The 12,977-nt window shown below is 62.3% G+C and carries 11 protein-coding genes; 1 reads left to right on the top strand and 10 read right to left on the bottom strand.

Annotated features, from left to right (window positions below; translation table 11 throughout):
* Positions 1 to 26: 26 nt before the first annotated feature.
* The 7 genes from purF to truA form a co-directional block, all read right to left on the bottom strand.
* Positions 27 to 1,532, bottom strand: a complete 1,506-nt coding sequence (gene purF / locus PFLCHA0_RS10650; RefSeq protein ID WP_011060388.1) for an amidophosphoribosyltransferase — start codon at positions 1,530 to 1,532, stop codon at positions 27 to 29.
* 41 nt (positions 1,533 to 1,573) lie between these two features.
* Positions 1,574 to 2,131, bottom strand: coding sequence for a CvpA family protein (locus PFLCHA0_RS10645; RefSeq protein ID WP_011060387.1), 558 nt, complete (start codon positions 2,129 to 2,131; stop codon positions 1,574 to 1,576).
* A gap of 98 nt (positions 2,132 to 2,229) precedes the next feature.
* A complete protein-coding gene (locus PFLCHA0_RS10640; RefSeq protein ID WP_015634906.1) occupies positions 2,230 to 2,889 on the bottom strand; it encodes an SPOR domain-containing protein in 660 nt (219 codons plus the stop codon).
* Entirely contained in the window at positions 2,873 to 4,180 is a 1,308-nt protein-coding gene (folC, locus tag PFLCHA0_RS10635) for a bifunctional tetrahydrofolate synthase/dihydrofolate synthase (RefSeq protein ID WP_015634905.1), read from the bottom strand. The genes PFLCHA0_RS10640 and folC overlap by 17 nt, the downstream gene beginning before the upstream one ends.
* On the bottom strand, positions 4,177 to 5,097 hold the full coding sequence (gene accD / locus PFLCHA0_RS10630; protein ID WP_015634904.1) for an acetyl-CoA carboxylase, carboxyltransferase subunit beta: 921 nt from the start codon (positions 5,095 to 5,097) through the stop codon (positions 4,177 to 4,179). The genes folC and accD overlap by 4 nt, the downstream gene beginning before the upstream one ends.
* Positions 5,098 to 5,356: 259 nt before the next feature.
* Positions 5,357 to 5,989 (bottom strand): phosphoribosylanthranilate isomerase, encoded by a 633-nt coding sequence (locus PFLCHA0_RS10625; protein WP_011060383.1) that lies wholly within the window; start codon positions 5,987 to 5,989, stop codon positions 5,357 to 5,359.
* Positions 5,990 to 6,050: 61 nt separating this feature from the next.
* The gene (truA, locus tag PFLCHA0_RS10620; RefSeq protein ID WP_011060382.1) at positions 6,051 to 6,875 is read right to left on the bottom strand and encodes a tRNA pseudouridine(38-40) synthase TruA; all 825 of its coding nucleotides are present in this window, start codon (positions 6,873 to 6,875) and stop codon (positions 6,051 to 6,053) included.
* Positions 6,876 to 7,103: 228 nt separating this feature from the next.
* Here truA and PFLCHA0_RS10615 point away from each other — a divergent pair, with 228 nt between their 5' ends.
* Entirely contained in the window at positions 7,104 to 7,763 is a 660-nt protein-coding gene (locus PFLCHA0_RS10615) for a M24 family metallopeptidase (protein WP_015634902.1), read from the top strand.
* Between the two features lie 77 nt (positions 7,764 to 7,840).
* On the opposite strand, the gene PFLCHA0_RS10610 is transcribed toward PFLCHA0_RS10615, so the two are convergent.
* The 3 genes from PFLCHA0_RS10610 to asd form a co-directional block, all read right to left on the bottom strand.
* Positions 7,841 to 10,417, bottom strand: coding sequence for a FimV/HubP family polar landmark protein (locus PFLCHA0_RS10610; RefSeq protein ID WP_015634901.1), 2,577 nt, complete (start codon positions 10,415 to 10,417; stop codon positions 7,841 to 7,843).
* A gap of 205 nt (positions 10,418 to 10,622) precedes the next feature.
* Complete coding sequence (locus tag PFLCHA0_RS10605) at positions 10,623 to 11,633, bottom strand: aspartate-semialdehyde dehydrogenase (protein WP_015634900.1); 1,011 nt, start codon at positions 11,631 to 11,633, stop codon at positions 10,623 to 10,625.
* 179 nt (positions 11,634 to 11,812) lie between these two features.
* On the bottom strand, positions 11,813 to 12,925 hold the full coding sequence (gene asd / locus PFLCHA0_RS10600; protein WP_015634899.1) for an aspartate-semialdehyde dehydrogenase: 1,113 nt from the start codon (positions 12,923 to 12,925) through the stop codon (positions 11,813 to 11,815).
* Positions 12,926 to 12,977 lie beyond the last annotated feature (52 nt).

Genomic DNA, 12,977 nt, shown 5'->3' with positions numbered 1-12,977 from the left:
CCTAATGTCTTCTTAAAATGCTCGGATCAGTTGTTGTACAGATCGATGATGGCGCTGACCGCCTGGGTCTTGGCCTTGGACGCATCGTTACGAGCGTTCTCGATCTTGTTCAGGTAGGCCTCGTCGACGTCGCCGGTAACGTACTTGCCGTCGAACACCGCGCAGTCGAAGTTCTCGATCTTGATCTTGCCACCACCGACCGCCTCGATCAGGTCCGGCAAGTCCTGGTAGATCAGCCAGTCGGCACCGATCAGGTCTGCCACGTCCTGGGTCGAACGATTGTGGGCGATCAACTCGTGGGCGCTCGGCATGTCGATGCCATACACGTTCGGGTAACGCACGGCCGGTGCAGCCGAGCAGAAGTAGACGTTCTTCGCGCCCGCTTCACGGGCCATCTGGATAATCTGCTTGCAAGTGGTGCCACGGACGATGGAGTCGTCCACCAGCATCACGTTCTTGCCGCGAAATTCCAGTTCGATCGCATTGAGCTTCTGGCGTACGGATTTCTTCCGCGCCGCCTGGCCCGGCATGATGAAGGTACGGCCGATGTAACGGTTCTTGACGAAACCTTCGCGGAACTTGACCCCCAGATGGTTCGCCAGCTCCAGCGCCGCAGTGCGGCTGGTATCCGGAATCGGGATCACCACGTCGATATCGTGCTCAGGACGCTCGCGCAGGATCTTCTCTGCCAGTTTCTCACCCATGCGCAGGCGCGCCTTGTACACCGAGACGCCATCAATGATCGAATCCGGACGGGCCAGATATACGTGTTCGAAGATGCACGGCGTGAGTTGCGGGTTGGTGGCGCACTGGCGGGTGTAGAGCTTGCCCTCTTCAGTGATGTAGACCGCTTCGCCCGGAGCCAGGTCGCGAATCAGGGTGAAACCCAGCACATCCAGGGAAACGCTTTCCGAGGCGATCATGTATTCCACGCCTTCGTCGGTATGACGCTGGCCGAAGACGATCGGACGGATACCGTGGGGGTCACGGAAACCGACAATGCCGTAGCCGGTGATCATGGCCACCACCGCGTAGCCACCCACGCAACGGTTGTGCACGTCGGTGACGGCGGCAAACACGTCTTCCTCGGTAGGCTGCAACTTGCCGCGCTGGGCCAGCTCGTGGGCGAACACGTTGAGCAGCACTTCAGAGTCGGAGTTGGTGTTGACGTGGCGCAGGTCGGACTCGTAGATCTCCTTGGCCAACTGCTCCACATTGGTCAGGTTGCCGTTGTGCGCCAGGGTGATGCCGTAAGGCGAGTTGACGTAGAACGGCTGAGCCTCGGCCGAGGTCGAGCTGCCCGCGGTTGGATAGCGGACATGGCCGATGCCCATATGGCCTACCAGGCGCTGCATGTGCCGCTGCTGGAACACATCACGCACCAGGCCGTTGTCCTTGCGCAGGAATAACCGGCCATCATGGCTGGTCACGATACCGGCAGCGTCCTGGCCGCGGTGCTGGAGGACGGTTAGCGCGTCATACAGCGCCTGATTGACGTTCGACTTACCGACGATACCGACGATGCCACACATGCGACGCAACCCCTACTTAATGAAACTGAACTGAACCCATCTTACTGAGGCGTTTTGGCCGGTAAGAGGTGCTCCTTGAACGGTATATCAGCGGGTACGCTGATACCGCTGGCCAGCCACTGACTGCTCCACCCCAATATGAGGTTCTTGGACCAGTCTGCAACCAATAGAAATTGTGGCACCAGTCGCGACTGTTGCCACCAGGAATCCTGCTGTACCGGCCCCAGGCTCAGGAGCCCGATCGCCACGACCACCAGCAGCGCGCCACGCGCAGCGCCGAAGGCCATGCCGAGGAATCGATCGGTCCCGGAGAGGCCGGTGACGCGAATCAACTCGCCGATGAGATAGTTGACCATTGCCCCCACCAGCAAGGTGGCGACAAACATGATTGCGCAGCCCGCGATCACGCGAGCCGAGGGAGTTTCGATATAACCGCCGAGGTACTCGGACAGTGAGCCACCAAACATCCAGGCAACGACTCCTGCGATGATCCAGGTAAGCAACGACAAGGCTTCTTTGACGAAACCGCGGCTCAAGCTGATCAAAGCGGAGATGGCGATTATTGCAACGATCGCCCAGTCAACCCAGGTAAATGGCACAGTGCAGCCTACAGACGGATAAGGCGGCGCATTTTAACAGAGCGCTTGGCTGTCGGTAAGCTGCGATTCACTGTGCTTTTAAAATCAAGCGGATAGCCTTAGCCACGCTCTGGCTGGAAGCGCACCACGAAACCCTTGAGATTATGCTGACGCCCCAGCAGGTCACGCAGGCGATCAGCTTCGGCGCGCTCGATCAGCGGCCCGACAAATACCCGGTTCTTGCCTTCGGCGGAACGGATATAGGCGTTATAACCCTGGCTGCGCAGGGTTTTCTGCAGGTTTTCCGCGCTTTCACGGCTCGACAGACTGGCCAGTTGCACCGACCAACTGACGGACAGGCCATTGGCATCGACCCGGCTCTGGCTGGTATCGGGCTTGGCACTGGCCACGGGCTGCGGCGGAACCGGAGCCGGTGTCGGCGCAGGCTTGGCCACAGGCGCAGGCTTGCTGGCCACGGTCGGAGCAGGAGCCACCACCGGGGCCGGTGCGATCGGGGTCGATGGCGCTTGCTGCACCACAGGCTCGTGCTCGTCGGCTGGCACAGAGCCCTCGGGCAGTACCTGAGGCTCTGGCACAACTACCGGCTCGACCTGGACCTGCGGCATGGCCGCGGCTTGCGGCGCCGACGGCACATCCACCGTCACATGACGCTGCTCATCCTCGCGCGAGAACAGCATTGGCAGAAAGATCACCGCCAAGGCCACCAACACCAGTGCTCCGACCATTCGCTGCTTGTAGACGTTATCCAGCATTGCCATGTGCAGCTTCCTCCGTGGAGCGCCGGGCGAGCCACTCAAGCGCCTCGGCAACACAATAAAAAGAACCGAACAGCAGAATTTCGTCATCTGCAGTGGCTTGCGCGCATTGCGCTTCCAGCGCGGCAGCCACACTGGAATAGGACGCTACCGGAGCACCAAGGTTCTCCAGAGCCTGCTGCAAATCCTCCACCGGGCGCGCCCGCGGCGTATCCAGAGGCGCTACCGCCCAGTGCCGGACCGCCCCTTTCAGGCAGCCAATCACGCCCTCCAGATCCTTGTCCGCCAGCAGCCCGAACACCGCCAGACGCTTGCCCGGCACAGGCCGGCGCGCCAGGCGCTCAGCCAGGTACTGGGCGGCATGGGGGTTGTGACCGACGTCCAGCAGCAGGTTCAGGCGCTTGCCCTGCCAGTCGACCTGCCGGCGATCCAGACGCCCGGCAACCCGGGTCTGGCGCAAGGCCGCGCTGATCCGCTCCGGCTGCCATGGCAAACCGGTGAGCAGATAGGCCTGCAACGCCAGAGCGGCATTTTCCATAGGCAGATCCAGCAATGGCAGGTCTTGCAGCTCGACCGGCTTGCCCTGGGCATCCAGGCCACGCCACTGCCAATGCTGGTCAGTGACCCCAAGATCAAAGTCCCGCCCCCGCAGGAAAAACGGGCAGCCCAGCTCCCGCGCCTTGTCCAGCAAGGGTTGCGGCGGATCCAGGTCGCCACATAGCGCCGGAGCGCCAGGACGAAAGATCCCGGCCTTCTCGAAGGCCACGGATTCGCGGGAATCGCCCAGGTATTCGATGTGATCGACACCAATACTGGTCACCAGCGCCAGGTCGGCATCCACCAGATTGACCGTATCCAGGCGGCCACCCAACCCCACCTCCAGGACCACGGCATCCAGCGCCGCCTGCTGAAACAGCCAGAACGCTGCCAGAGTGCCCATCTCGAAGTAAGTCAGGGTGACTTCGCCGCGCCCCGCCTCTACCGCAGCAAAGGCTTCGCACAACTGCTCGTCTGTGGCCTCGACGCCATTGATCTGCACCCGCTCGTTATAGCGCAGCAGGTGCGGCGAACTGTAGACCCCCACCTGCAGGCCCTGGGCCCGCAGCAGGGAAGCGACAAAAGCGCAGGTAGAGCCCTTGCCATTGGTACCGGTTACAGTGACCACCCGGGGCGCCGGCTTGCCCAGCCCCATCTGGGACGCTACCTGCTGCGAGCGCGCCAGCCCCATGTCGATGGCCGAGGGGTGCAACTGCTCGAGGTAGGCGAGCCATTCGCCCAGGGTACGTTGGGTCATAGGTTTGCTGGAGCCGGCGGCACCACGATCGGCTCGACCGGCGCCGCGACGAATTCCGGCGTCGGCAGGCCCATCAGCTGGGCCAGCAGGTTGCCCAAGCGCGGACGCAGTTCCTGACGGGAGATGATCATGTCGATCGCACCATGCTCCAGCAGGAACTCACTGCGCTGGAAACCTTCAGGCAGTTTTTCCCGCACGGTCTGCTCGATCACTCGAGGACCGGCGAAGCCCACCAGGGCTTTTGGCTCGGCGACAATCACGTCGCCCAGCATCGCCAGGCTGGCGGAAACGCCGCCGTAGACCGGGTCGGTCAACACGGAGATGAACGGGATGCCTTCTTCACGCAGGCGCGCCAGTACCGCGGAGGTCTTGGCCATCTGCATCAGAGAGATCAGGGCTTCCTGCATCCGCGCACCACCGGAGGCGGAGAAGCAGATCATCGGGCAGCGATTTTCCAGGGCGTAGTTGGCGGCGCGCACGAAACGCTCGCCGACGATGGCGCCCATGGAGCCCCCCATGAAGGAAAATTCGAAAGCCGAGACCACCACCGGCATGCCCAGCAGGGTGCCACTCATGGAGATCAGCGCATCTTTCTCGCCGGTCTGCTTCTGCGCAGCGGTCAGGCGGTCCTTGTACTTCTTGCCGTCGCGGAACTTCAGACGGTCCACTGGCTCCAGGTCAGCGCCCAGTTCGGCACGGCCTTCGACGTCGAGGAAGATATCGATACGGGCACGCGCACCGATGCGCATGTGGTGGTTGCACTTGGGGCAAACATCCAGGGTCTTTTCCAGCTCCGGACGATAGAGCACCGCCTCGCAGGATGGGCACTTGTGCCAAAGACCTTCAGGCACCGAGCTTTTCTTCACCTCGGAACGCATGATCGAAGGGATCAGTTTGTCTACTAACCAGTTGCTCATGCTTTCTTTCTCCAGTACCGGCGGCCCGAACGCTCTGGTTCGCAGCCCCGCGTATGCCCTTGAGCTAAATTCATGTGTGCGGCGATGATCAGTTCGCTGCCGCGGTCAGCACCGGGCTCGACCTGCCTGCAACGAACCTTTCCTCAGCCATCCCGACAACCCGCTCCAGAGCGGTTGCCACTCGATTCCGACCCCGCCTGAAGGCGACGCCTGCCTGTTTTGTACAGTGGTGTTATGGACGGCGGCAGACTGCCAGCCGTCACATCGACTCGTTGCTGCGACGCACTGCCTGCATAAATGCCTGAATCTTTGCCGGGTCCTTGATGCCCTTGCCCTGCTCCACCCCGCCGCTGACATCCACCGCATACGGGCGCACCCGGGCGATGGCTGCCGCCACGTTATCTGGCGTGAGGCCACCGGCAAGAATGATCGGCTTGCTCAGCCCCTGAGGAACCAGGGACCAGTCGAACGCCTCGCCGGTTCCACCCGGCACGCCTTCGACATAGGTATCCAGCAGAATCCCGCTGGCCCGCGGATAGGCCAGGCAGGCCGCCGCGATGTCATCCCCGGCCTTGACCCGCAACGCCTTGATATAGGGCCGGTGATAGCCCTCGCAATCAGCCGCCGACTCATCGCCATGAAACTGCAGCAAGTCCAGCGGTACGGCGTCGAGAATCTCCCCCAGCTCGCAACGACTGGCATTGACGAAGAGGCCGACGCTGGTCACGAACGGCGGCAAGGCGGCGATGATTGCCCGCGCCTGCTGCACATTCACCGCCCGCGGGCTCTTGGCATAGAACACCAGGCCGATGGCATCGGCCCCCGCCGCCACTGCTGCCAACGCATCTTCTATGCGGGTAATCCCGCAGATCTTGCTGCGAACAGCTGGCATGTCATGAACCTCGGGGGCAAATCCGGAAAGTCCCGGATGGTAGCAAATGCTTTTCCGGGCGTCAGCCGTCAAGTTCCGAGAATCCGCTGAGGAAATGTGGCCCGATGTATCGCTCGGGCAACTGGAACTCGTCCTTGTATTCGACCTGCACCAGGTACAGACCAAAAGGATGGGCGGTGACGCCGCCGGTACGCCGGATCCGGCTTTCCAGCACTTCTCGCGCCCACTCCACCGGCCGCTCGCCGGCACCGATGGTCATCAGCACCCCGGCGATGTTGCGCACCATGTGATGCAGGAAGGCGCTGGCACGAATATCCAGGACGATCATCTTGCCGTGCCGGGTGACCCGAAGGTGATGGATCTCCTTGATCGGCGACTTGGCCTGGCACTGCCCGGCCCGGAACGCGCTGAAATCATGGGTGCCCACCAGGAACGCGGCAGCCTGGGCCATGCGCTCGATATCCAGCGGCCGGTGGTTCCAGGTGATTTCTTCGTTGAGATGGGCTGGACGGATCTGATCGTTGTAGATCACATAACGGTAACGCCGGGCGATCGCCTTGAACCGTGCGTGAAAATGCGCGGGCATCTCCTTGGCCCAGCTGACGCTGATGTCGTGGGGCAAATTGATATTGGCCCCCATCACCCAGGCCTTCATCGAACGCACGGCCTGAGTATCGAAATGCACCACCTGTCCGCAGGCATGCACCCCGGCATCGGTGCGTCCGGCACAGGACACCACCACCGGAGAATCCGCGACCCGGGACAGGGCCTTCTCCAGGGTTTCCTGGACACTGGGCACACCGGAGGCCTGACGCTGCCAGCCGCGGTAGCGCGAGCCCTTGTATTCCACACCCAGGGCGATTCGGGAAAAGCCTTCGGCTGCCATTTCGGCGGCCGGGTTATCTATATTTGCCAAGAACTTACAGCCTGCTGATATGCGCAAAGGCGCTCATTATAGGGCCGCAGACAATAGACGCCACGGGCTGTCGGGCTTTGTTTGCAGATTGATCAGCCATACAGCCGCCCACAGGGCGATTGCATCCGCCCACAGGCAAACGCTATATAGTTTTTTATATATCGAAAACAACAAAGCCCCCTGATCGAGAGCCGATGAATGAACGCAACCAGCAAAGAAGCCGTAGGCCTGGCCTACAGCCTGGAGGGCATGCTCCATGCCAAGCGCATGACCTGGGAGGCCATCGGGCAGATCGCCCGGCAGGTCAAGCCGGGCATGCAGGAATCCGCCGCCAGGGAAATGGGCCTGCAAGTCCTGCGGGAGATGGGTATGGAGCGAATCTGGCATCCGCTGCTGATCCGCTTTGGCGCCAATACCCTGAAAACCTTCAAGCAACGCTCCGATGGCGATCCGCTACTCCAGGAAAACGATCTGTTCTTCATCGACCTGGGCGTGGTCTGGGATCGCCATGAAGGTGATTGCGGGGCGACGTTCGTAGTCGGCGACGACGCTGAAATGCATGCCTGTGCCGCCGCGGCGAAAAGCCTGTTCGACCAGGTCCACGACCACTGGCAGAGCCACCAGGTAGCTGGCCCTGAACTCTATCGCTACGCACAGGAACAGGCCCGCGCCATGGGCTGGGTACTCAATCTGGATATCAAGGGCCATCGGGTCAGCGACTTTCCCCACGCCATCTACCGCGCTGGGGACCTGGGAGATTTCGCCGCCTGCCCGCAAGTGGGTCTGTGGATCCTGGAAATCCAGATCGCCCACCCAACCCGGCCCTTTGGTGCCTTTTACGAAGACCTGCTGGCCTGAGCCTCACCGCCACCGCAGCGCCACCAACAAAAACGGCAGCCTCATCGGCTGCCGTTCTGTTCAAGCATCAGGTTGCTTCAGGCCAGTCGCCCCAACATCTCCTGGGCTTCGCTCTTCTGACCTTCGTTACCTTCGCTCAGCACCTCACCGAGGATGTCCCGCGCACCGTCGTTATCCCCCATATCGATATAGGCCTGGGCCAGATCGAGCTTGGTGGCCACCTCATCGCTGCCGGAGAGGAAGTCGAAGTCCGCCTCATCAGGCGCTGCAGCGGCATCCTCGGCAGTGAAGCTGGGGATCGCCGGCTCCGGCTGATCAAGGCTCTGGCTCAGACGATCCAGTTCGGCGTTTACATCATCCAGCTCGGAAGTGAAGGCGTCCTTGGAGTCCGCGCCAGCATCCAGCTCATCGGCCAGGGACAGATCGAAGTCCGCCGACAGGTCCAGGTCATCCAGGGCCGGGTCGGTGACGGTAGGCACGTCGCCTGCCGGCAGGTCCTTGAGGTCGTCATCCAGGCTCAGCAGGAAATCTTCATCGCTCGGCTTCGCCGCCGGTAGATCAGCCCCCAGGTCCAGATCGAAATCACCCAGGTCGTCCAGGTTTTCCTCGGGAGCAAGCTGCTGCTCGAGCACCGAGCCAAAGCTCAGGTCGTCATCCAGCGGGAAGTCTTCCAGCTCGGTTTCAGGTTCAGGGGTGAGCACTGCCGGTGAAGCCGCCTCCAGGTCATCCAGGCTCAGGTCAAAATCCGCATCCAGGCCTTCTACCGGAGCAGCCGGCTCAGGCGCTGGCGGTTCGTCCTGCAGCAGCTCCTTGACGTACTCGGCATCCAGTTCGGCTGCCACGGCCGCAGTGGCCAGGCCAGCTGCCGCCGCTACCGCGACCATTGCCGGGAAGCGACTTTTCAGTTGCTCGACCTGAGCGTGGTTATCGCCATTGGCCACCAACTGCCGTTCCTGGGCGACAAAGGCGCTGCGGTCACCCTGATGCGCGTAGACCTCCATCAGCTTCAGACGCAGATCACTGCGTTGCGGCTCCAACTTGACCGCTTCTTCGAGAATCGCCGCGGCCTGGTTCAGGCGGCCGGCATCGATGTGATTCTGAGCCTGGCCCAGCACATCGGTGGCGCGCTCGACCGGGGCTACCGGAGCGGGCGCCACCACCGGAGCTGGAGCTGGAGCTGGAGCTGGAGCGAGATTAACGCTTGGGGCTGGAACCTCAAGGCCTTCGAAGCTGCTTTCCGGCAGGTCCATTTCCTCGGTGAAATCGCTCTCCTCCGACAGTGCCCGCGCCATGCGCAAGTGCTTCTCCGCTTCCTGCTGAGCCTTGCGGCGACGAGCCAGCAACAGCAACAGCAGCAACAAGGCCAATACCGCACCACCACCCACCAGCCCCAGCAGGATCGGGTTGGTCAGCAGATCGGAGTATTTATCCTCGTCGCTCTTGGCGGGAACGGCATCCTCAGCAGGCTTGGCAGCCGGCTCGCTGGCCGGGGCCGCTGGCGCCACCACTGGGGCTGGCGCTTCGGGCTTGGCCACCAACTCAGCTGGCATTGCCGGAGCTGGCTGGGCACTAGGTACCGCAGTACCTGCGCCCTCGGCCTGCATCTTGGCCAACTGGTTGTTCTTCAATTCGATCAGGCGCTGCAGCTTGTCCAGCTGGCTTTGCAGGTCCGCCATGCGTTCCTTGAGTTCGGCGTTGTCACGACGGGTTGCGTCGAGGCTTTCCTGAGTCACCGCCAGCTTGTTGTTCAGTGCCTTGGCATCGCCGGCTGCGCCCTTGCCCCGGGTCTTGCCGTTTTCAGCGGACACCAGGCTCAGGTTGTCCTTGGTGTTGACCTGCTTGGGCGCCTTGTCGGCACCGGCGCGACGAGTCGCGTCCACCTGCTGCTGGCCACGGGCACCGGCACGGCGGCCCTGGCGCCAGGCAGCATTCTGCGCCGCCACTTCAGCAATTGCCTTGGGCTGCGGCAGCGCGGTGCTCTGTACCACATCGGGCAGGCGCAGCACCTTGCCGGTCTTCAGCCGATTGATGTTGCCATCGATAAAGGCATCCGGGTTCAGCGCCTGGATCGCCAGCATGGTCTGCTGGATAGAGGCACCGTTGCGGTTCTTGGCGGCGATTTCCCACAAGGTGTCACGGGCCGAGGTGGTGTACTGCTCCGGCTTGCCGGACTTGTTGGCGCGGGTGACCGGGGCACTCACCGCCGGGGCGCCCACTGGCGCGCTCTGCGCAGCGGCGGCGGCCTGCGGGGAGAATTTCGAAGGGTCCAGCAGCACACTGTAGTCGCGCAGCAGGCGGCCGTTGGGCCACATCACCTGCACCAGGAACTTGACCATCGGCTCCGACAGCGGCTGGCTCGAGGTCACCCGCAGCACACTCTTGCCGCCGGGATTGAGAATCGGAGTGAAACGCAGGTCGTTGAGAAAGGCCTGGCGATCAACGCCGGCCTTGGCGAACTCTTCTGCCGGCGCAAGGCTGGGCACTACCTCGGCGGCAGTGAGGTCCTTGACATCGAGCAATTCGATTTCTGCTACCAGAGGCTGGTTCAGACTCGACTTCAGGGTCAGCTCCCCAAGCCCAAGCGCCTGCGCCATACCGGAGGACAGCGCCGAGGCGGCCGCTATTGCTAACACCAGTTTGCGAACTTGAACCATAGCCTCATCCTTTGTTTGAACATTCCTCGGCCAGCGAGAAGGTTTTGTAGCGGCTGCCAACAGGCATTGCGCGGGACCATCAACGACCACGACGCGCGATTATTTCTTGCATGCCCCGGGAGCACCTGACGGCCACTCACCTCCAGCAACTTGCCAAGCATAGCGCCCGGCTAGATTCATTCTGCAAATTGTTGCCAAGTATCTTTTACAGCAGGTCTTTTATCAACAATTCAGCCAGCTGCACAGCGTTCAAGGCCGCACCTTTGCGTACGTTATCCGAGGTCAGCCACAGATTCAGTTCCGTCGGGTCGTCGACCCCGGAACGAACCCGCCCCACATAGACAACATCCTGGCCCACGGCGTCACCCACGGCAGTCGGATAGTCGCCCGCCTCCACCAGCTCCAGGCCGGGGGCCGCTTCCAGCGCCGCATTGACTGCCGCCAGGTCAACGGCGCTGCCTGACTGCAGAGTCACGCTATAGCTATCGCCAAAAAATACCGGCGCTTGAATGCAAGTGACAGAAATCTTTAATAAAGGCTGCCCCAGCACCTCGCGCAACTCCCGGACCAGGCGCTTTTCCAGCAGGGTATGGCCCTGGGCGTCTGGAGTGCCGACCTGGGCCAGCAGGTTGAAGGCCACTTGCCGATCGAAAAAGCGTGGCTCCATGGGGCGCACATTCAACAGTTCGGCCGTCTGCCGGGCCAGTTCGCTGACGGCCTCACGACCCTGGCTGGAGATCGCCAGGCTGGCGGCCAGGCTGACCCGCTGGATGTCCAGCAAGCCTTGCAACGGCGCCAGCGCCACGGCCAGGGCGGTAGCCGAAGCGCTCGGGCTGCTCAGTTGCAATGGTTTTTTCAAGCCGGCCAGCACCTGGGCATTGGCTTCGGGAACGACATTGGGCGCCTGGGCCGAAGGCAAGGCACCGGAAAGATCGATCACCGCGCAGTTGGCCGCCGTGGCACGCGGGGCAAAACTCAGGGTCACCGCCGGGCCGGCCGCGAAGAACGCCAGCTGGACCTTGCTGAAATCGAACTCGTCGACTTCACGCACCCGCACGTTCTTGCCGCGGAACGGCACCGAATGACCGGCCGACTCGCTACTGGCCAGCAGGTGCAGGTTGGCAACGGGGAAGTCACGTTCTTCCAGAATCTGCACCAGGGTTTCGCCGACAGTACCGGTGGCACCGATCACGGCAATATCAAGGGAAGGAGTCATGGGGCTACCTCAGGCGAAACGGGGGGAGCGGCACTTTACCCGGCACGGGGTGGCGAGGCAATTCGCGGGGAGAGCTGTGGCTGGAACGAAGCACTCTTGGCGGGCAAGCCCACTCTGCGGTGGGCATGAAAAAGCCCGCGCCTTGTGCAAGGGGCGGGCTGTTTCAAGCGCTCAGAGAATCAACGCTCCAGCAGGATCCGCAGCATGCGGCGCAGCGGCTCGGCCGCCCCCCACAGCAACTGGTCGCCGACAGTGAAGGCGCCCAGGAACTGCGAGCCCATGTTCAGCTTGCGCAGGCGGCCCACCGGAATGTTCAGGGTGCCGGTGACCTTGGTCGGGCTCAGCTCCTGCATGCTGATATCACGCTGGTTCGGCACCAGCTTGACCCAAGGGTTGTGCTGGCTGATCAGCCCTTCGATATCGGCGATCGGCACATCCTTGTTGAGCTTGATGGTCAGCGCCTGGCTGTGGCAGCGCATGGCGCCGATGCGCACGCAGATGCCGTCCACCGGGATCGGGCTCTTGAAGCGACCGAGGATCTTGTTGGTCTCGGCCTGGGCCTTCCACTCTTCACGGCTCTGGCCGTTGGGCAGTTCCTTGTCGATCCATGGAATCAGGCTACCGGCCAGCGGCACGCCGAAGTTCTCGGTCGGGTAGGCATCGCTGCGCATGGCCTCGGCCACCTTGCGATCGATGTCGAGGATGGCACTGGCCGGGTTGGCCAGTTCATCAGCGACGGCAGCGTGGGTGGCGCCCATCTGCTTGATCAGCTCGCGCATGTTCTGCGCGCCGGCGCCGGAGGCGGCCTGATAGGTCATGGCGCTCATCCACTCCACCAGGCCGGCTTCGAACAGGCCGCCCAGGCCCATCAGCATCAGGCTGACGGTGCAGTTGCCGCCGATGTAGTTCTTGGTGCCCGCATCCAGCTGCTGGTCAATGACCTTGCGGTTCACCGGATCGAGGATGATCACCGCGTCATCTTCCATGCGCAGGCTGGATGCGGCATCGATCCAGTAGCCCTGCCAGCCCGCTTCGCGCAGCTTGGGGAAGACTTCGCTGGTGTAGTCGCCACCCTGGCAGGTCAGAATCACGTCGAGGGTTTTCAACTCTTCAATGCTGTAGGCGTCCTTCAGCGGAGCAATATCCTTGCCCACCGACGGCCCCTGGCCACCGACATTGGAAGTGGTGAAAAACACCGGTTCAATAAGATCGAAGTCCTGCTCTTCCAGCATCCGCTGCATGAGCACGGAACCGACCATACCGCGCCAACCGATCAGACCTACACGTTTCATCGCAACTACACCTATACAAAAGTGGGCCACTGTCTGTGCAGTGGGCCCGAAA

This window comes from Pseudomonas protegens CHA0 (genome assembly GCF_000397205.1).
Classification (GTDB): Bacteria; Pseudomonadota; Gammaproteobacteria; order Pseudomonadales; family Pseudomonadaceae; genus Aquipseudomonas; species Aquipseudomonas protegens.
Note: the sequence above shows the minus strand (reverse complement) of the source record. Positions and strands in the feature narration are given on the sequence as shown.